Below are 18,797 nucleotides of genomic sequence, written 5' to 3' on the forward strand. Positions count from 1 at the left end.
CCCGCGGGCTGCACGCCCATCACATCGTGCACTGGGAAGACGGCGGACCCACCGAGTTGTGGAATCTGGTGCTGGTGTGCCCGCATCACCACCGCATGCATCACCGCGGCGAGATCACCATCCGCGGCCCGGCTGACAAGCTTGTCATCACCGACAAGGGCGGACGCAAACTGACCAACAAGTCACTGGCCCGACCACCCACCGAAGCACCCCCGGCGGTCCCGCCCTGGCGCGGCCCCCTGGGCGAACCCGCCCAATGGTGGTGGTACCAGCCCTACGAACCACCCTCACCGAACTAGATTCGAAACCCGAACACCCTGCAACACCGACGTATTCGGTGCCACCCAGCCCTGCACGCCGGTCCCCCAGCGGCGATTGTCACGAGGAAACCGTGCTGCGGTCATGACCGTTCACGATGCTCATCGCCGCACGACATGCAGTCGTAGGTGAGCGACATTGTCGCCACCAGGCTGACACTCCATGCCCCCGAACGGGCGACGCCGCGTTTGACTCCAGCCTCAGCGGGCACGCCTCCGGTAACACACAACAGGAGGTGCCCATGCGTGCAGTGACGTGGCAAGGCCGCCGGAAGGTCTCCGTCGACAACGTGCCCGACCCAGCGATCAAGGAACCCAACGACGCGATCATCCGCGTCACGAGCACCAACATCTGCGGTTCGGACTTGCACCTTTACGAAGTCCTCGGTGCGTTCATGAACCCCGGCGACATCCTCGGCCACGAGGCCATGGGCGTCGTCGAAGAGGTCGGCCGCGAGGTCGACGCCATCAAGCCCGGCGACCGCGTCGTCATCCCGTTCAACATCTCCTGCGGCAGCTGCTTCATGTGCGGCCAGGGCCTGCAGAGCCAATGCGAGACCACCCAGAACCGTGACCAGGGCACCGGGGCGGCGCTGTTCGGCTACTCGAAGCTCTACGGCGAGGTCGCCGGCGGCCAGGCCGAGTACCTCCGCGTCCCCCAGGCGCAGTACACCCACATCAAGGTGCCCGAAGACGGCCCCGACGACCGCTACGTCTACCTCTCCGACGTCCTGCCCACCGCATGGCAGGCCGTCGAGTACGCCGCGGTCCCCGACGGCGGCACCCTCGTCGTCCTTGGCCTCGGCCCGATCGGCGCCATGGCCTGCCGCATCGCCGCGCACCGGAAGGGCTGCAAGGTCATCGGCATCGACCTGGTCGACGAACGCCTCAACCGGGCCCGCTCCTCCTGCGACGAGGTCATCGATCTGCGCAGCGACGACGCCGACGAGATCGTCAAGAGCCACACCCAGGGCCGCGGCGCCGACTCCGTCATCGACGCCGTCGGCATGGAAGCCCACGGCTCACCTGTCGCCGAGACCATGCAGACCATGAGCCAGTTTCTGCCCTCACCCGTCGGCCGCGTGGTGATGAAGAACGCCGGCGTCGACCGACTGGCCGCCCTGAACTCCGCGATCTCCCTCGTCCGTCGCGGCGGCACCATTTCCCTGTCCGGCGTCTACGGCGGCGCCGCCGACCCGATCAACATGATGACGCTGTTCGACAAGCAGATTCAGCTGCGCATGGGCCAGGCCAACGTCAAGAAATGGGTGCCCGACATCATGCCGCTGCTGACCGCCGACGACCCGCTCGGCGTCGAGCAGTTCGCCACCCACCGCCTGCCGCTCGACGCCGCACCGGGCGCCTACGAGACCTTCCAGAAGAAGCAAGACGGGATGGTCAAGGTCGTCCTCAAGCCCTGACCTTTTCAGATTGACCGCCCACAGGCGGGGGTATGCGTCGTCCATGCAGCTTCGGAGGCGCATGCGTTTGGCGCGCGCCGAGCCCGCAACCCAATACCCGGTACCCCTGGTTTCGGCTGGGGGCCTTCTGGCAACATTACCGACGAGTAAGAAGTTTCCTCCGACATTGAGGTGGGGCAGATGACGGGTACGCCGGAAATTTCATACCTGGCACAGAGTGAGGGCGGCGGCACCGCCATCCACGAGGTGATCGGCCTTTCGGTGGCCGCCGTCATCGTCACGGCGGTCCTGCTGTGGATCGGCTGGATGCACCGCAGCCACAAGATCACGTGGCTGACCACCCTGGGCGACAAATTCGCCAAGCGCTTCAAACGACCATCGTGGGTCGCCCTACCGATCGCGATGTTCATCACCTCGATCATCTGCGCGCTGTTCGGCTTCATCTGGGACGTCAGCCTGCACATCGGCAACGGCCGCGACGACGGCGCGCTGGCCAACCCCGCCCACTACTTCATCCTCATCGGCCTGTTCGGCATCTTCGTCGCCGGTTGCACGGCGATGGTCCTGCCCTTCGGTAAGCCCGGACCCGCCGCCGTCCGCATCACCGACAACTGGTCGGCGCCGGTCGGCGGCATCGTGATGGCCGGCTGCGGCCTCTACGCGCTGATGGGCTTCCCGCTCGACGACATGTGGCACCGCATCTTCGGCCAGGACGTCACCCTGTGGGGTCCCACCCACCTGATGATGATCGGCGGCGCCGGCTTCTCGACCCTGGCCGCGGCCTACCTCGAGATCGAAGGTAAACGCGCCGCCGGGCCCGACGCCCCCCGCGACGGCATCGGCCTCAAGTTCATCCAGTACCTCGCCTTCGCCGGCGTGCTGATCGGCATGTCGGTCTACCAGATCGAATTCGACTTCGGCGTGCCGCAGTTCCGCCAGGTGTTCCAGCCGATGCTGATTGCCGCCGCGGCGGCGCTGGCTCTGGTCGCCGCCCGCGTGTTCCTCGGCCGCGGCGCCGCGCTGCTGGCCGCGATCATCGCCATCGGACTGCGCGGCATCGTCGCGTTCGCGGTCGCGCCCGTGCTCGACGCGCCGGCCAACTGGTTCCCGCTGTACCTCGGCGCCGCCGTCGTCGTCGAACTGATCGCGCTCACACCACTGATCAAACGGCCCGTCCTCTACGGCGCCGTCGCCGGTCTCGGCGTCGGCACCATCGGGCTGTGGCTCGAATCGCTGTGGATCGGTGCGGTCTACCCCTACCCGTGGCCCAGCAGCATCTGGCCCGAGGCCCTGTTGATGGCCGTGCCGGTGGCGATCCTGACCGGCGCGTGCGGCGCGATGATCGGCATGGTGCTGTCCGCCCGGCGGCTGCCGCGACGCGCCATCGGCGTCGGCCTGGTTGTGCTGACCGTGCTGGCCATCGGCGGCGTTACCGCCAACGGGCTGCGCTACGACGTCCCCGAGAATGCCTCGGTCGCAATGACTCTCACCGAGGTGCCCAGCGACGACGGGCAGCGGATGGTCACCGCGGACGTGCAGATCACCCCGGCCAACCAGGTCAGCGACGACCCCAACTGGGTGTCGGTGCTCGGCTGGCAGGGCGGCTTGCCCAACGACAGCGGACTGTTCATCGACCGCCTCGAGCAGGTCGGCCCCGGCCAGTACCGCTCCACCGAACCGATGCCGGTGTCGGGCACCTGGAAGACGTTGCTGCGCGTGCACGACGGGCGCACATTGGCCGCGGTGCCGATCTACCTGGCCGGTGACCCGGGCATCGGCGCCGAGGAAGTGCCCGCCGAGGAGAACATGACCCGCCCGTTCGTCTCCGAGATCACCATCCTGCAGCGTGAGCGCAGCCCCGACATCCCGCAGTCGCTGTGGCTGATCGGCTGCCTGATCGTGCTCGCCTGCACGCTGGCGATGGTCGCCGGGATCACCTGGGGCGCCGGGCGTATCGACAGCAGCGAGCCCAGCGGAAGCGAGGCCGAACTCCAACCGAGCGCTCAGGCATGACGCGCGAACACGACGTCGTCATCCTGGCCGACCACCCCATTTGGCTCGCCGTGCCGGCCTTCGCCCCCGCGATCGTCGTCGCGGGGGTGGTGGTGTACATCGCTGTGAAGAACCGCCGCAGGGGCCCGGAAGGCCCGACCGACGAAAGGACACCGTGACCTCGATCCGCCAGTACGCCACCGTCGTCGCCGCCACCGCCGCGCTGCTCACCGCAGGATGCGGCGGCTCACCGGACGAGTCGAGTAGCGCACCGAGCAGCCAGCCGACGACGGTCAACCCGTCGGACATGTCCGATGTGCAGCGCCCGCCGGACCGCCTGACCATCGACATCAGCATCGAGGGCGGCAACGTCACGCCGACGAACGCGCAACTGCAGGGCAAGGTCAATGAGCCGATCGTGTTGCGGGTCAACAGCGATGCCGCCGACGAGCTGCACGTGCACTCGGTGCCCGAGCACACCTTCCAGGTGGAACCCAACGACGGGCAGCAGTTCCAGTTCACCGTCGATGTGCCCGGCAACGTCGAGATCGAACTGCATGACCTGAACCGCGTCGTCGCCACCGTCCAAGTCCAACCGTGACGTCCGCGTCGTCGGTATCCGTACTGGCGCACGGCCTCGGCGGCTCCACCGATCTGCCGATCCCCTTCACCTACGCGCTGATCGGCGCGGCGTGGGCGCTGACCGCCACGTTCGCCGTCGTCGCGCTGGCATGGAAGAAGCCGCGCTTCGACCCGGCTAAACCCGCACGCGCCCTGCCACATTGGGTGACGACGGTGATCGACGCGCCGGCGACCCGCTGGATCGTCGCGCTGGCCGCGCTGGCGCTGGCCATCTGGATCGGCGTCGTCTCGGTCACCGGCCCGCAGGACGCCACCAATCCCCTGCCCGGCGTGTTCTACGTGCTGCTGTGGGTCGGCCTGGTCGCGGTGTCGCTGATCATCGGGCCGGTGTGGCGCGCGATCTCACCGGTGCGCACGATCCTGCGCTTGCTGCGCGGGCGCACGCTGGGCCTCACCTATCCCGCGGCGCTGGGTTACTGGCCCGCGGCCTTCGGTCTGTTCGCGTTCGTCTGGCTGGAGTTGGCCAGCCCCGACCCGGGATCGCTTGGCGCGATCCGGATCTGGCTGCTGGTCTACCTCGCCGTCACCCTGGTCGGCGCGCTGTGCTGCGGCCCGCGCTGGTGCACCCGCGCCGACCCGTTCGAGATGTACAGCGTGGTGGCCTCGCGGCTGTCGCCGTTCCGCCGCGATCCCGACGGCCGGATCGGCATCGGTAACCCGTTCGACCATCTGCCGTCGCTGCCGGTGCGAAACGGCGTCGTCGCGGTGATGGCCGTGCTGCTGGGGTCGACGGCGTTCGACAGCTTCTCGGCAATGCCGGTGTGGCGCAACTTCGTCGACGACACCGCATCCTCGACCGTCACCGCCACCCTGATCAAGACCGCGGGCCTGGCCGGGTTCGCCGGAATCGTCGCCGCGACGTTCTGGTTGGCGTCGATCGCCACCGGCGGCGTGGACCGCGCGCGTCGCCGCGAGCTTCCCGGGCTGATGGCGCACTCGCTGATCCCGATCGTCATCGGCTACGTGTTCGCGCATTACCTGACCTACCTGGTCGAGCGCGGACAGCTGACGATCATCCAGCTGTTCGGCCTCAACGCCGAGGTCAGCTACTTCCTGTCGCAGCATCCCGCGCTGCTGGCCACGCTGAAGGTCGGGTTCGTCGTCGCCGGACACGTCGGTGGCGTCATCGCCGCACACGACCGTGCGCTGCGGATACTGCCCCCCGGCCACCAGCTCACCGGGCAGCTGGCGATGATGCTGGTGATGGTCGGCTACACGTTCACCGGGCTGTACCTGCTGTTCGGCGGGTAGCGTCGAGGCATGAAGGCGCTCATCATCGTCGACGTGCAGAACGACTTCTGCGAGGGCGGATCGCTGGCCGTGACCGGCGGCGCCGCCGTCGCGCAAGGCATCAGCGAACTCCTCGCCGGTGACCACGGCTACGCACATGTGGTCGCCACCAAGGACTTTCACATCGACCCCGGTGACCACTTCTCCGACGAACCGGACTTCGCGACGTCGTGGCCTCGGCACTGCGAGGTCGGCACGCCCGGCGCCGACTTCCATCCGCAGTTCCGCCCCGACGTCGTGGAAGCGGTGTTCACCAAGGGTGAGTACTCGGCCGCGTACAGCGGGTTCGAGGGCTCCGACGACGACGGCACACCGCTGGCCGACTGGTTGCGCGGGCGCGGGGTCGACGAGGTCGACGTCGTGGGCATCGCCACCGACTACTGCGTGAAGGCGACCGCCGCCGACGCGGTGGCCAACGGGTTCGTGACGCGCGTGCTGCTCGATCTGACCGCCGGCGTCGCGCCCGAGTCCACCGACCGGGCCGTCGAGACCCTGCGCGCGGCCGGCGTCGCGATCGTCTGAAGTGTGATTCTCGTGCCGCGCTGATTGCGAACGTGCCGCATCGGGCACACCCCTATCGTTCTGATCCGCCACCGTCTGGAGTGTGACCTTTGACCCAAGCCCCCGCCCCGCAACCCGCACCGTTGGAGGTCTGGCCGGGTAAGGCCTACCCGCTCGGAGCGACCTACGACGGGACGGGCACGAATTTCGCGGTGTTCAGCGAGGCCGCCGAGAAGGTGGAGCTGTGCCTGTTCGACGCCGACGGAACCGAGACCCGCATCACGCTGCCGGAGAACGACGCGTTCGTCTGGCATGGATTCATCCCGAACATCGAGCCGGGGCAACGGTACGGCTACCGCGTGCACGGCGTCTACGACCCGCCGACCGGTCAGCGCTGCAACCCGAACAAGCTGCTGCTCGACCCGTACTCCAAGGCCATCGACGGCAACTTCGACTGGAACCAGTCGCTGTTCAGCTACAACTTCGGTGACCCGGACAGCCGCAACGACGACGACTCGGCGTCGAGCATGCCCAAGTCGGTGGTGATCAACCCCTACTTCGACTGGGGCAACGACCGGCCGCCGGAATACGAGTACGCCGACTCCGTCATCTACGAGGCCCACGTCAAGGGCCTGACGCAGACGCACCCCGACATCCCGGAGAACATCCGCGGCACCTACTCCGCGGTCGCCCACCCGGTGATCATCGAGCACCTCAAATCGCTGGGCGTGACGGCGATCGAGTTGCTGCCGGTGCACCACTTCGCCAACGACTCCACGCTGATCGACAAAGGCCTGTCGAACTACTGGGGCTACAACACGATCGGCTTCCTGGCGCCCGACTCCAAGTACAGCTCGAGCCCGAACCCGGGTGGGCAGGTGCAGGAGTTCAAGGCGATGGTGCGGGCCCTGCACGAAGCCGGCATCGAAGTGATCCTCGACGTCGTCTACAACCACACCGCCGAGGGCAACCACCTGGGTCCGACGCTGTCCATGCGCGGCATCGACAACGGCGCGTACTACCGGCTCGTCGAGGACGACAAGCGGTACTACATGGACTACACCGGAACCGGTAACAGCCTCAACGTCGGTCACCCGCACTCGCTGCAGCTGATCATGGATTCGCTGCGGTACTGGGTGACCGAGATGCACGTCGACGGGTTCCGCTTCGACCTCGCCTCGACCCTGGCCCGCGAGTTCTATGACGTGGACCGGCTGGCGACGTTTTTCGAACTCGTACAACAGGATCCGACGGTCAGCCAGGTCAAGCTGATCGCCGAACCGTGGGACGTCGGGCCCGGCGGCTATCAGGTCGGCAACTTCCCGCCGCAGTGGACCGAGTGGAACGGCAAGTACCGCGACACCGTCCGCGACTACTGGCGCGGTGAGCCGGCGACGCTCGACGAGTTCGCCTACCGGCTCACCGGATCGGCCGACCTCTACGAGCGGACCGGCCGCCGACCCGTCGCCTCCATCAACTTCGTCATCGCCCACGACGGCTTCACACTGCGGGACCTGGTGTCCTACAACGAGAAACACAACGAGGCCAACGGCGAGGACAACAACGACGGCGAGAGCCACAACCGGTCCTGGAACTGCGGGGTCGAAGGGCCCACCGACGATCCGGAGATCAACGCGCTGCGGGCCCGCCAGCAACGCAACTTCCTGGCGACACTGCTGCTGTCACAGGGTGTGCCGATGATCGCGCACGGCGACGAGCTCGGCCGCACCCAGCAGGGCAACAACAACGTCTACTGCCAGGACAACGAGCTGTCGTGGATCGACTGGGGCAGCGCCGACACCGAGCTGATGGAGTTCACCCGGACGGTGTCCGAGTTGCGCGCGGCGCATCCGGTGTTCCGTCGGCGCCGGTTCTTCTCCGGCCGCCCGGTCCGTCAGCGTGGCGGCGACGGGCTGCCCGACATCGCGTGGTTCGCGCCCAACGGCTCGGAGATGGGCGACGAGGACTGGGAGAGCGGCTTCGCCAAGTCCATCGCGGTGTACCTCAACGGCAACGGCATCCCCGACCTCGACGTGCGCGGTCAGCGCGTCGTCGACGACTCGTTCGTGCTGTGCTTCAACGCCCACTACGAGCCGATCGACTTCGCGATGCCGGAGAAGAAGTTCGGCGAGTCCTGGCGCGCGGTCATCGACACCGCGGCCGATGGTGACGACGAGGCCACGGTGGTCGCCGCCGGCGAGAAGGTGACCGTCGCGGCCCGCGCGGTCGTGGTGCTGCAGGCCGAGCCGACGGAGTAGGCGCGAAACTGAGCTTGTGCTCGAGGAATCGCGCGGATTTCGGGCACAAGCTCAGTTTCGGCGCAAGAGACCTACTCCACGACGGGGTAGAAGGAGTCGCCGTCCTCGGGGGTTCCGTCGATCTGGCCCTCGGTGCGGCCGTGCACATCGGGGTCGACGCGGTCGACCTCGTCGTCCGGGCGGACCTCGGTGTCGCCGCTGGGCTCGGCGAGCGGTTCGGCCAGCTCGGGTTGTTCGGGCTGCTCGGCGGCGAGTTTCTCGTCCAGGGATTCGTCGACCTCGCCGTCGGCGTTGATCTTGTCGGCCTCACGCCACCGGTCGGGCGGGTCGACGGTCGCGTCGCCGTCGTCGTTGCGCAGGTCGTCGGGGTCGGTGGCCTCCATCGGCCGGAGCGTGTCGCCGACGCCGCCGCCGTCGTTGGGTGAATAGCCTGGGTCCGGGTTCATGCTCACAACAGTTCGGGTGCCCAGCTGCCGACCTGCTAAACGCCGCGGGCCGGGATCGAGACCGCGGTCACCACGGCGCCGTCCAAACAGCCTGTGCGACAACACCCTTGCATGCCGAAACGGCTGATCTTGAGTGTCCCCGTGTGCTACGGTCACGGGCACAGCGACCGTGGCCGCCGCGGAGACATTCGACATGTCAGCGGCCAGGCGGGCCCTGGTGAGGCCGATGAGCGGCGGACCTCACCCCGGCGGCCATGGTTGCCAGACTTCGCGCGGATCCTTCACCGCCGGAAGTAATTTTCGCGAGTGTCAGTAAAAGCCCTCGAACCGCCGTATGCTGCCCCTCATGACGGCCCCACCCAGCACCGGTCGCCGCGTGACGGCCGATGACTGGATTCAGGCCGGCTTCGATGTGCTGTCCGAAGGCGGCCCGAACGCGCTGCGCATCGGCCGGCTGTGCGAGCGCCTCGACGTCACCAAGGGCAGCTTCTACTGGCACTTCGCCGACATGCGGGCCTACCGCGTCGCACTGGCCCGGGCCTGGGGCAATCTGCACGACGAACGTCGCCGCCGGTTCGAGAACATGCGCGACGCGGACCCGCGCAAACGGCTGGCCGTGATGATGCAGACCCTGGTGTGCCCCGACCACTGGGCGCTGGAGCGGGCGATGCGGGTGTGGGCGCTGACCGACGAGTCGGCACTGGCCAGCGTTCAGCGCAGCGACGGGAGCGTGCTCGGCGCGGTGCGCCAGGCGCTGGTCGACTACGGGTTCGAACAGGACGAGGCCGACCTGCGCTCGGCGGTGCTGTTCGCCACCGGCGTCGGATTGCTGCACGAGGCCAGTTCGACCGTGCAGGAGGCCACCCCGCTCAGTGAACGGGTGCTGGATCTGGTGTTGCGCCGCTGAGCCCACCCGACCGGCTAGGGTGACGGACGGCGGGGTTTGTTAACTTTCCGCCGGGCAATTCCGATACACCACGTGATCCGGTTCCGAGATGGGGGAATTGTGCGCAAGCTTTTCAAGGCGTTCGGTGCGTTGGCGGTTGTCGCACTCCTGGCGGTCACGCTGACCCAGATGCTGAGCAACGACGGCACCGCGCCGCGCACGCGCAGCCTGCCGGTCCAGGAGACCGCGGCCGTGAGCAACCTGGGCTTCGCCGACTCCTGGCTGTGGTTCCTGTCGCCCGGCGACGTGAACCGCCAGCTGGACCTGATGGTCAGCACCGGTGTGCGCAGCGCGCGCATCATGCTGCCGTGGGCCGGGATCCAACCCACCCCCGACACCTGGGACTGGGGTCAGGCCGACCTGATCGTCAACGCCGCCAACGCGCGCGGCATCGGGGTCGTCGCGCTGCTGAACTCGACACCCGGCTGGGCCACCGGCGGCGGACCGGCCGTCACCGCGCCGCCGGCCACCCCCGAGTCCTACGCCGCGTTCGCGGGGGCGTTCGCCGCCCACTTCGCCGGTCGGGTCGCCGCCTACGAGATCTGGAACGAGCAGAACGCGGTGCAGTTCTGGGCCATCCCGGAGGGCCCGCAGCCCGACCGGTTCGCCGCGATGCTCAAGGCCGCCTATCCCGCGATCAAGGGTGCCGATCCGGGCGCGACGGTCATCGCGGGCGGGCTCGCCCCGACGATCAACTTCTTCTCGCTGACCATGAACCCGGTGACCTACCTCGAGCGGATGTACGCGGCCGGCGCCGCGGGCTCGTTCGACGCGCTGGCGTTCCACCCCTACCTGTTCACCCCCGACGCCAAGGCGCGCTTCTCCGGCGGCCGTTCCAACGGGCCGCTCGGGCTGTACGACCAGCTGCGCGCGCAGATGAACCGCAACGGCGACGGCGGTAAGCAGATCTGGGCCACCGAGTTCGGCGAGTCGACCACCGACGTCGACGAGGCCACCCAGGCCGAGCGCATCCGCGACTTCATCGTCACCTGGCGCTCGCTGCCCGGCGCCGGCCCGGCGTTCATCTACACCACCCGCGACCGCGCCACCGGCAGCCCCAACGCGCAGGACAACTTCGGCGTGTACCGCACGGACTGGACGGCCAAGCCGGCCGCGGACGTCATCCGCAGCCTGGCGTAACGGGTTCTAGCCGACGATCCGCGCGATCGATTTCAGCGGAATCGGCAGCCAACTCGGGCGGAACCGGGCCTCGTAGGCCGCTTCGTAGACGGCTTTGTCCAGCTCGTAGGCCGCCAGCAGGTGGCTGGCGTGGCGCGGGTCGAGCCCGGCCACCTCGGCGTAGCCGTCGCAGAACGACGCGGCGTTACGGTCCACCCACTCGCGGGCCCGCGCGGCGAGCTGGCGGTCGCGGTCGCCGTCGCCGCCCTGCTCCATCAACCGCTGGTAGGCGGCGTACTCGTAGGACCGCAGCAGCCCGGCGACGTCGCGCAGCGGGGAGTCCGGCCGGCGGCGCTCCTCGAGCGGCTGTCCCGGCTCGCCTTCGAAGTCGATCAGCAGCCAGCCCTCCGGGGTGCGCAGCACCTGACCCAGATGCAGGTCGCCGTGGATGCGCTGGACGGTGATCGTCTCCTCGGCCAGCTTGCGGTAGCGCTCCTCGATCAGCGGCGCGTACTCCTCGAGTCCGGGCACCGCTTTGAGCGCCGACGCCAACCGCTCGAGCGCGGTGTCGGTGGGGAACACGACGGTCTCGGTGCCGAGTTCGTCGGCCAACGTGGCGTGCACCGCGGCGACGGCCTCGCCGAGACGGTAGGACTCGCCGGCGAAGTCGCCACCCACCTCGTCGGCGTACAGGTCGCCCTCGGCGAACAGGTCGCGGGTGCTGGCCGTCGCCATGTCCCAGCCCTCGGCGGAGTTGGCGGCGAACTCGGTGACCATCCCCAGCGCGCACGGCTCACCCCGGCCGTCGGCCTCCCACGTCGTCTCGAACGATCCGAGCAGCCGCGCGACGTGCGGGTTGCCGGCGCGGGCCAGCACCCGGTTCAGCTCGATGTCGGGGTTGATGCCGGGCGTGATCCGCCGGAACACCTTGAGGATCGCCTCGTCCTCGAACACCACGCTGGTGTTGCTCTGCTCGGCCGACGACAACCGCGGCGCGGCGTCCAGCGGCAGTGCGGCGTCGGGTTCCTTGACGAACCGCACGTGCCCGACGGTCGCCGAGGAGTCGATCAGCGACAGCAGGAACTGCGCGGCCGCGGGATCGTAGAGCGCGTCGTAGGCGGTGCGGTCGGCGTCCGCACCGATGGTCGCCACTTCGGCGTACTCGTCGATCGGTCCGGAGTCCCAGCGGATCAGCACCTGGTAGCGCTCGGCGGAGCCGTCGGTGTAGGACACGTCGAGCAGCGTCAGGTCCAGGTCGTCGCGCAGGGACGTGCTCGCCACCGCGTTCGCGGCGGCCAGTTCCCTGCTGCGGCCGGCGTACCACCGCTGCTGCGGTAGCCACTCGTCGAACTGCAGGGTCATGGGTGATCTCCGTGCTCGGGTTCGGGAGCCTTCAGTGAGAACCAGTAGAAGCCGTGCCCCGGCAGCGTCAGCAGGTACGGCAGCTGGCCGATCGGCGGGAACTCAACGTACCCCGTCATCTCCATCGGGGTGTAACCGTTGTAGGCCTGCAGGTTGAGCTCGATGGGCTGCGGGAACCGCGACAGGTTGTTGACGCACAGCACGATGTCCTTGGCCCCGTCCGGCTTCTCGAGCTCCCGGACGTAGGCCAGCACCGACGGGTTCGAGCCGCCGAGCTCGTGGAAGGTGCCGATCGCGAACGCGTCGTGGCGGCTGCGGACCGCGAGCATGGTGCGGGTCCAGTTCAGCAGCGAGTTCGAGATGTCGCGCTGGGCCTCGACATTGACCGACTGGTAGCCGTAGATGGCGTCCTGGTTCGGCGGCAGGTACAGCCGGCCCGGGGTGGCGGTGGAGAAGCCCGCGTTGCGGTCCGGTGTCCACTGCATCGGGGTGCGCACCGCGTCGCGGTCGCCGAGCCAGATGATGTCGCCCATCCCGATCTCGTCGCCGTAGTACAGCACCGGAGACCCGGGCAACGACAACAACAGCGCGGTGAACAACTCCATCTGGTTGCGGTCGTTGTCCAGCAGCGGCGCCAGGCGACGACGGATGCCGACGTTGGCCTTCATCCGCGGGTCCTTGGCGTACTCGGCGTACATGTAGTCACGCTCTTCGTCGGTGACCATCTCCAGCGTCAACTCGTCGTGGTTGCGCAGGAAGATGCCCCACTGCGCCATCTCCGGGATGTCCGGTGTCTGGGCGAGGATCTCCGAGATCGGGAACCGCGACTCGCGGCGGACGGCCATGAAGATGCGCGGCATCAGCGGGAAGTGGAACGCCATGTGGCATTCGTCGCCGCCGGTGTCCGGGTCGCCGAAATACTCCACCACGTCGGCGGGCCACTGGTTGGCCTCGGCCAGCAGCACCCGGCCCGGGTACTCGTCGTCGATCACCTTGCGGCAGTGCTTGAGAAACGCGTGCGTCTCGGGCAGGTTCTCGCAGTTGGTGCCTTCGCGCTCGAACAGGTAGGGCACCGCGTCGAGGCGGAACCCGTCGATGCCGATGTCGAGCCAGAACCGCAGGACGTCGAGCATCGCCTCCTGCACGGCCGGGTTGTCGTAGTTCAGGTCGGGCTGGTGGCTGAAGAACCGGTGCCAGTAGAACTGGCGGCGCACCGGGTCGAACGTCCAGTTCGACTCCTCGGTGTCGACGAAGATGATGCGCGCGTCGGAGTACTTGTCGCTGGTGTCGCTCCACACGTAGAAGTCGCCGTACGGGCCGTCGGGATCGCGCCGGGACTCCTGGAACCACGCGTGCTGGTCGGAGGTGTGGTTCATGACCAGGTCGGTGATCACCCGGATACCGCGGCGGTGCGCGGCGTCGAGCAGTTCGACGAAGTCGTCGACGGTGCCGAACTCCGGGAGCACGCGGTAGAAGTCACGGATGTCGTAGCCGCCGTCGCGCAGCGGTGAATCATAGAACGGTGGCAACCAAAGGCAGTCCACGCCAAGCCATTTGATGTAGTCGAGCTTTTCGGTCAGCCCGCGCAGATCACCGATGCCGTCGGAGTTCGAGTCGTAGAACGCACGCACCAGCACCTCGTAGAAGGTGGCGCGTTTGAACCACGTGCGGTCCTCCGGTAGCACCCGGGCGTGGCCGAAGTCCTCGGCGGTGGGATGTTCGACGACCCCGTCTTCGACATGACTGCCCTCGGCCGGGTCGTGGTCGGCCGACGCGTCGGAAGCTTTGACACCGCTGATGTGGTCCATACGATTCCAAAGCTACCCACGCCGCCGGAAATTGAATCGCCCGCCGACCGCATCGGAGCGGTTGAAACAGTGATCTTGACGGGTTACGGTTTCCGTCGTCTCGCTCACCCCCTACGAATCGAGTGGCTGTGGCTGATTCGACGCCCAACGATGGTGAAGCTCAGGTCATTGTCGGCATGGCCGACGCGGCGATGCACATGTACGGCGCCGCGATCGATGCCCTGCCCGACCACAGCGACCCGGACTTCCCCGACCGGGTGGGCGTGATCCTCGAGGGTATGCGCAAGCTGCAGGGTTCGCTGACCGAGGCGGCGGGCCGCAGCCGCACCCAGCCGTCGGTCATCGTGGCGCTCAGCGGGGTGCGCAGACGCTACGACGAGTTGATGGAGAACGCCGCGACCGGACCCAACGCCACGTTGGGGCAGCGGCTCTACGTGGCGCGCGGCCGGGCGAAGCTGTCGACCAAGGAAGCCGCCAACGGTGTCGGGTTGCGCAAAGACCTGATCGAGTCGGTGGAGGCCGAGGGGCCGGCCAACGAGGAAGAGACCTCACGCATCAAGGACCTGATCGCCGCGCTCGGCGGCTGACCGGGATTCGGTAGTGTCCTGGCGTGGCAACACGTGATCACGGTGACCCGGGCGACGCTCCGAGCGTGCCGCCCCCGCTGACGGAGATCGTCAACCCCGTCCGCCCGTCGGCGGCCGAAGAGGCCAGGACCATCGCCGCGTCGACCAACGTCGGAACCCTGGCGACGTTGACCGCCGACGGCAACCCGTGGGCGTCGTTCGTGACGTACGGTCTGCTCGACGGCGCGCCGGTGCTGTGCGTGTCCAACCTCGCCGAGCACGGCCGCAACCTGCTGGCGGATCAGCGGGCCAGCATCGCGATCGTCGCGCCGCAGTCGGGGTCCGACCCGTTGGCCAGTGCGCGGATCACGCTGGCCGGGGTGGCGTCGCGGCCGGCCGGCGACGATTTGGCGGCCGCGCGGGAGGCGCACCTGTCCGCGGTCGCCGCCGCCCGCTACTACATCGACTACAGCGACTTCACGGTGTGGCTGCTGCGGGTGGACCGGGTCCGCTGGGTCGGCGGGTACGGGCGGATGGACTCGACGACCGGCGAGGCCTACACCGCCGCGCAGCCCGATCCGGTGGCGCCGCGGGCGGCCGGGGCGGTCGAGCACCTCAACGCCGATCACGCCGACACGCTGGTGGCGATGGCCCAGGTGCTGGGCGGCTACCCGGACACCACCGCGGCGACCTGCACCGGCGCCGACCGCTACGGGCTGGACCTGCGGGTGGAGACGCCGCGCGGGATGGCCTACACGCGGATCGGCTACGCCTCGCCGATCGATTCGGTCGGCGAATTACGTTCAGCCGCAGTCGAGTTGACGCGTCGCGCGCGGGAGGGGCGATAGCATGGCGGCCGTGCCCGAGCGCCCGCAGAGTTGGCAGGCCGCGTTCGACCTGATCGCCACCCGCGGTCATGAGCGTCGCGAGGAGCCGTTCAAGCTGGCCAGCGGTCAGCTCAGCCACGACTACATCGACGGCAAGTACGCGATCGACACCGGTGAGCGGTTGACCGTGGTCAGCCGCGCGGTCGCCGAGCTGGCCGAGCTGCACGGCATCTCCTACGACGCCGTCGGCGGGCTGACGATGGGCGCCGACCCGTTGGCGCACGGCGTGGCGATGGTCACCGGCAAGGCGTGGTTCTCGGTGCGCAAGGAGCAGAAACAGCGCGGCCGCCAGCAGTGGATCGAGGGCACGCGGTTGACGCCCGGGACGCGGGTGCTGCTGGTCGACGACGTGATCAGCACCGGCGGGTCGACGGAGATCGCGTTCGACCGGGTGACCGCGGTGGGCGCCGTCGTGGCCGGCGTGATCCCGATGGTCGACCGCGGCGACATCGCGGCCAAGCGGTTCGCGGCGCGCGACGTGCCGTTCGTCGCGCTGGTCAGCTACCGCGATCTGGGGATCGACCCGGTCCGCGACGTCTAGTCTTTTCTTTGGCGCGAATTGCTACGACGCCGGCGGCACCACCAGCACGCCGTCGGACTCCACGCCGACGCGCACCGTGTCCCCGGGAGCGAACGCCCGCGCCGCCGAACTGCTCAACTGCGCGCCGACGACGGTGCCATCCGACAGCGTGCTGTACACCCGCGACACCGGACCCAGGAACGCCACCGAGCTGACCGTCGCGCCGCCCGCCGGGTCGGCGGTGACGGTCACCGACTCCGGTCGCACCATCGCCAGGCCTCGACCGGAGGCGACCGACCCGGGCAGCGTCGGCACCGACGAGCCCAGCACGGCCACCCGTCCGCCCGAAACCTCGCCGGGCACTTTGTTGTTCAGCCCGACGAACTCGGCGACGAACGGAGTCGCCGGGTGGGCGTAGAGATCGGCCGGCGCCGCCAACTGCTCGAGCCGGCCCTGACTCATCACGCCTACCCGGTCCGCGACGGCCAGCGCCTCCTCCTGGTCGTGGGTGACGAACAACGTCGTCGTACCGACCTCGAGTTGGACCCGCCGGATCTCGTCGCGCAACTGGGTGCGCACCTTGGCGTCCAGCGCCGAGAGCGGTTCGTCGAGCAGCAGCACCCGCGGCTGGATCGCCAGCGCCCGGGCCAGCGCCACCCGCTGCTGCTGTCCGCCGGACAGCTCGCTGGCGTACTTGTGGGTGTGCGCCGACAACCCGACCAGCTCCAGCATCTCGGCAGCCCGAGAAGTGCGCTGCGCCTTGTCTTTTCCGCGCATCTTCAAGCCGAATGCGACATTGTCGAGCACGGTCAGGTGCGGGAACAGGCTGTAGGCCTGAAACACCATGCCCAGGTCGCGTTTGTTGGCCGGCACCCGGCTGACGTCGCGGCCGCCGACCGACACCGTGCCTGAGGTGGCCTGGTCCAGGCCCGCCAGGATCCGCAGCGCGGTCGTCTTCCCGCACCCCGACGGGCCCAGCAGCGCGACGAGTTCGCCCGGCTCGATGTGCAGCGTCAACCCGTCGAGCGCCTTGACGGTGCCGTACACCCGGGTCAGGTCGTTGAGTTCGACGGCGAGTCCGTCGGTCATGCGGCGACTCCTTGCACCCTTCGGCGCCCGCGGGTGGCGAGCGACAGCACCAGCAGCAGGACGAACGCCAACAGCAGCACCGCCAGCGAGGCCGCCACCGACGTCGTCCCGTCGGATTTACCGATCAGCACGATCTGCACCTGCAGCGTCTCGTACCCGCTCAACGACGCGATCGTGTACTCGCCGAGCACCACGGCGATCGATATGAACGACGCGGACAGGATTCCCGGCCAGATGTTGGGCACCACCACCCGCAGGATCGTGGTGGCCCACCCCGCGCCCAGCGATCGCGCCGCCTCGGTCAGCGTCTGCAGGTCGATCGACGACAAGGCGGCGTCCAGCGCGCGGTAGGCGAACGGCAGCACCAGCACGATGTAGACGAACGTCAGCGTCAACGCCGACTCCCCGAGGAAGTACGTCACCCACAGGTACACGTTGCGCAGTCCGACGACGATCACCAGTGCCGGAATCGTCAACGGCAGCAGGCACAGAAACTCCACCAGCCCCCGCGCCCACGGGGCCCGCAGCCGCACCCAGATCATCGTCGGCAGCAGCAGCACCAGCATCGCGACCACGGTGAGCACCGCCAGCATCAGCGACACCACGATGGCCTGGTACAGCGCGTCGTCGGCGACCAGGTTGTTCCACGCGCGCAGCGTCCGGCCGCCGGCGATCAGGTTGCGCGTCGAGAAGTCGGCCATCGCGTAGAGCGGGAACAGGAAGAACAACCCGAACCCCACCCAGAGCACACCGCGAACCAGCTTGCCGGTCATCGCAGCCACCTCGCCGTGCGCCGGACCAGCATGTTGTAGGCAACCATGACGATCGCGACGACGACGATCATCTCGAGCGCCAGCGCGTAGGCGAGCCCGGACTGCCCCAGCACCACTTCACTGGTCAGCGCGGCCCGGATGAGCAGCGGCACGATCGGGCTGCCCTGGCTGACCAGCGCCGCGGCCGTCGCGTACGCGGCAAAGGCGTTGGCGAACAACAACAGTGCCGAACCCAGGAACGCCGGCGTCAACAACGGCACGACGACTTCGCGGAAGTACTGCCACCGCGATGCGCCGAGGCTGACCGCGGCCTCGCGCCACTGTTCACGCAGACCCTCCAGCGCCGGGATGAACACGATGACCATCAGCGGGATCTGAAAGTACGTGTACACCACGATCAGCCCGCTGAGCCCGTACAGCCACCCCGAGCCGGCGAGGTTGAAGCCGAACAGCTGCTGGACCCACAGCGTCAGCACCCCGTTGAGTCCGATTGTCGCCAGGAACGCGAATGCCAGTGCCACACCACCGAACTGGGCCAGCACACTGCACAGCGACAGCACGCTGCGGCGCAGCATCGACGTCGAGGGGCTGGACACGATCAGCCACGACAGCACCGCCCCGAACACCGCGCCGATCAGCGCGGTGCTCGCCGAGAGCACCATGCTCTTGGCCAGCGCCGACAACGCCGCCCCGGAGAACAGCGCCTCGATGCGGGTCAGCGAGAAGACGCCGTCGACGACGAACGCGTTGACGATGACCGTGACCGTCGGGATGACGAGGAAGATCACCACGACCGCCAGGAACGGCAGCAGCGGCAGTGCGGATGCGGAGGTCTCCCGCAGCTTTTTCAGCTTCACTCC

The 18,797-nt window shown here is 68.4% G+C and carries 19 protein-coding genes; 13 read left to right on the plus strand and 6 right to left on the minus strand.

Going from position 1 to position 18,797, the window contains the following annotated elements; all coding sequences use genetic code 11:
* The 8 genes from BHQ18_RS26780 to glgX all read left to right on the plus strand — a co-directional run.
* A partial coding sequence (locus BHQ18_RS26780; RefSeq protein ID WP_131815743.1) for an HNH endonuclease signature motif containing protein occupies positions 1-299 on the plus strand: 299 nt, incomplete at its 5' end.
* 260 nt (positions 300-559) lie between these two features.
* Positions 560-1,738, plus strand: a complete 1,179-nt coding sequence (locus BHQ18_RS26785; protein ID WP_069416689.1) for a zinc-dependent alcohol dehydrogenase — start codon at positions 560-562, stop codon at positions 1,736-1,738.
* A gap of 180 nt (positions 1,739-1,918) precedes the next feature.
* Positions 1,919-3,751 (plus strand): hypothetical protein, encoded by a 1,833-nt coding sequence (locus BHQ18_RS26790; RefSeq protein WP_069416732.1) that lies wholly within the window; start codon positions 1,919-1,921, stop codon positions 3,749-3,751.
* Positions 3,748-3,909 (plus strand): hypothetical protein, encoded by a 162-nt coding sequence (locus BHQ18_RS30225; protein ID WP_165614604.1) that lies wholly within the window; start codon positions 3,748-3,750, stop codon positions 3,907-3,909. Before BHQ18_RS26790 ends, BHQ18_RS30225 begins: the two co-directional genes overlap by 4 nt.
* Positions 3,906-4,331 carry a hypothetical protein gene (locus tag BHQ18_RS26795; protein WP_069416690.1) on the plus strand — a complete coding sequence of 142 codons (426 nt, stop codon included), beginning with the start codon at positions 3,906-3,908 and terminating at the stop codon, positions 4,329-4,331. Before BHQ18_RS30225 ends, BHQ18_RS26795 begins: the two co-directional genes overlap by 4 nt.
* Positions 4,328-5,623: a hypothetical protein gene (locus BHQ18_RS26800; protein ID WP_069416691.1), complete on the plus strand. Its 1,296-nt coding sequence runs from the start codon at positions 4,328-4,330 to the stop codon at positions 5,621-5,623. The genes BHQ18_RS26795 and BHQ18_RS26800 overlap by 4 nt, the downstream gene beginning before the upstream one ends.
* A 9-nt stretch (positions 5,624-5,632) precedes the next feature.
* Entirely contained in the window at positions 5,633-6,184 is a 552-nt protein-coding gene (locus tag BHQ18_RS26805; protein ID WP_069416692.1) for a nicotinamidase, read from the plus strand.
* Positions 6,185-6,273: 89 nt separating this feature from the next.
* Positions 6,274-8,421 carry a glycogen debranching protein GlgX gene (gene glgX, locus BHQ18_RS26810; protein ID WP_084294417.1) on the plus strand — a complete coding sequence of 716 codons (2,148 nt, stop codon included), beginning with the start codon at positions 6,274-6,276 and terminating at the stop codon, positions 8,419-8,421.
* A 71-nt stretch (positions 8,422-8,492) separates the two neighbouring features.
* Here the strand turns inward: glgX and BHQ18_RS26815 are convergent, their stop codons facing one another.
* Positions 8,493-8,867 carry a hypothetical protein gene (locus BHQ18_RS26815; RefSeq protein ID WP_069416694.1) on the minus strand — a complete coding sequence of 125 codons (375 nt, stop codon included), beginning with the start codon at positions 8,865-8,867 and terminating at the stop codon, positions 8,493-8,495.
* Between the two features lie 346 nt (positions 8,868-9,213).
* Here BHQ18_RS26815 and BHQ18_RS26820 point away from each other — a divergent pair, with 346 nt between their 5' ends.
* Entirely contained in the window at positions 9,214-9,774 is a 561-nt protein-coding gene (locus BHQ18_RS26820; protein WP_069416733.1) for a TetR/AcrR family transcriptional regulator, read from the plus strand.
* A 99-nt stretch (positions 9,775-9,873) separates the two neighbouring features.
* A complete protein-coding gene (locus BHQ18_RS26825) occupies positions 9,874-10,953 on the plus strand; it encodes a cellulase family glycosylhydrolase (RefSeq protein WP_069416695.1) in 1,080 nt (359 codons plus the stop codon).
* Between the two features lie 6 nt (positions 10,954-10,959).
* On the opposite strand, the gene BHQ18_RS26830 is transcribed toward BHQ18_RS26825, so the two are convergent.
* Positions 10,960-12,294 (minus strand): maltokinase N-terminal cap-like domain-containing protein, encoded by a 1,335-nt coding sequence (locus tag BHQ18_RS26830; RefSeq protein ID WP_069416696.1) that lies wholly within the window; start codon positions 12,292-12,294, stop codon positions 10,960-10,962.
* Entirely contained in the window at positions 12,291-14,102 is a 1,812-nt protein-coding gene (gene treS, locus BHQ18_RS26835) for a maltose alpha-D-glucosyltransferase (RefSeq protein ID WP_069416697.1), read from the minus strand. Before treS ends, BHQ18_RS26830 begins: the two co-directional genes overlap by 4 nt.
* A gap of 197 nt (positions 14,103-14,299) precedes the next feature.
* Between treS and BHQ18_RS26840 the strand changes: the two genes are divergently transcribed.
* The 3 genes from BHQ18_RS26840 to BHQ18_RS26850 are packed head-to-tail and all read left to right on the plus strand — an operon-like array spanning position 14,300 to position 16,096.
* Positions 14,300-14,689, plus strand: coding sequence for a hypothetical protein (locus BHQ18_RS26840; protein ID WP_069416734.1), 390 nt, complete (start codon positions 14,300-14,302; stop codon positions 14,687-14,689).
* A gap of 23 nt (positions 14,690-14,712) precedes the next feature.
* A complete protein-coding gene (locus tag BHQ18_RS26845; protein ID WP_069416698.1) occupies positions 14,713-15,516 on the plus strand; it encodes a HugZ family pyridoxamine 5'-phosphate oxidase in 804 nt (267 codons plus the stop codon).
* Position 15,517: 1 nt separating this feature from the next.
* Entirely contained in the window at positions 15,518-16,096 is a 579-nt protein-coding gene (locus tag BHQ18_RS26850) for an orotate phosphoribosyltransferase (RefSeq protein WP_069416699.1), read from the plus strand.
* Positions 16,097-16,117: 21 nt separating this feature from the next.
* On the opposite strand, the gene BHQ18_RS26855 is transcribed toward BHQ18_RS26850, so the two are convergent.
* From BHQ18_RS26855 to BHQ18_RS26865, 3 genes are read right to left on the minus strand one after another with little or no spacing between them, the layout of a single operon-like run.
* Positions 16,118-17,164, minus strand: coding sequence for an ABC transporter ATP-binding protein (locus BHQ18_RS26855; protein ID WP_069416700.1), 1,047 nt, complete (start codon positions 17,162-17,164; stop codon positions 16,118-16,120).
* Positions 17,161-17,937, minus strand: coding sequence for an ABC transporter permease (locus tag BHQ18_RS26860; protein ID WP_069416701.1), 777 nt, complete (start codon positions 17,935-17,937; stop codon positions 17,161-17,163). The genes BHQ18_RS26855 and BHQ18_RS26860 overlap by 4 nt, the downstream gene beginning before the upstream one ends.
* Entirely contained in the window at positions 17,934-18,794 is an 861-nt protein-coding gene (locus BHQ18_RS26865) for an ABC transporter permease (RefSeq protein ID WP_205866201.1), read from the minus strand. The genes BHQ18_RS26860 and BHQ18_RS26865 overlap by 4 nt, the downstream gene beginning before the upstream one ends.
* Positions 18,795-18,797 lie beyond the last annotated feature (3 nt).

This window comes from Mycolicibacterium flavescens (assembly GCF_001722335.1).
Lineage (GTDB): Bacteria > Actinomycetota > Actinomycetes > Mycobacteriales > Mycobacteriaceae > Mycobacterium > Mycobacterium flavescens.

Excerpts from the sequence above, each read along its gene's own strand:
- BHQ18_RS26785 (WP_069416689.1), top strand. The coding sequence starts at position 560 with ATGCGTGCAGTGACGTGGCAAGGCCGCCGGAAGGTCTCCGTCGACAAC.
- BHQ18_RS26790 (WP_069416732.1), top strand. The coding sequence starts at position 1,919 with ATGACGGGTACGCCGGAAATTTCATACCTGGCACAGAGTGAGGGCGGC.
- BHQ18_RS30225 (WP_165614604.1), top strand. The coding sequence starts at position 3,748 with ATGACGCGCGAACACGACGTCGTCATCCTGGCCGACCACCCCATTTGG.
- BHQ18_RS26805 (WP_069416692.1), top strand. The coding sequence starts at position 5,633 with ATGAAGGCGCTCATCATCGTCGACGTGCAGAACGACTTCTGCGAGGGC.
- BHQ18_RS26815 (WP_069416694.1), bottom strand. The coding sequence starts at position 8,867 with ATGAACCCGGACCCAGGCTATTCACCCAACGACGGCGGCGGCGTCGGC.
- BHQ18_RS26820 (WP_069416733.1), top strand. The coding sequence starts at position 9,214 with ATGACGGCCCCACCCAGCACCGGTCGCCGCGTGACGGCCGATGACTGG.
- BHQ18_RS26830 (WP_069416696.1), bottom strand. The coding sequence starts at position 12,294 with ATGACCCTGCAGTTCGACGAGTGGCTACCGCAGCAGCGGTGGTACGCC.
- treS (WP_069416697.1), bottom strand. The coding sequence starts at position 14,102 with ATGGACCACATCAGCGGTGTCAAAGCTTCCGACGCGTCGGCCGACCAC.
- BHQ18_RS26840 (WP_069416734.1), top strand. The coding sequence starts at position 14,300 with ATGTACGGCGCCGCGATCGATGCCCTGCCCGACCACAGCGACCCGGAC.
- BHQ18_RS26850 (WP_069416699.1), top strand. The coding sequence starts at position 15,518 with ATGGCGGCCGTGCCCGAGCGCCCGCAGAGTTGGCAGGCCGCGTTCGAC.
- BHQ18_RS26855 (WP_069416700.1), bottom strand. The coding sequence starts at position 17,164 with ATGACCGACGGACTCGCCGTCGAACTCAACGACCTGACCCGGGTGTAC.
- BHQ18_RS26860 (WP_069416701.1), bottom strand. The coding sequence starts at position 17,937 with ATGACCGGCAAGCTGGTTCGCGGTGTGCTCTGGGTGGGGTTCGGGTTG.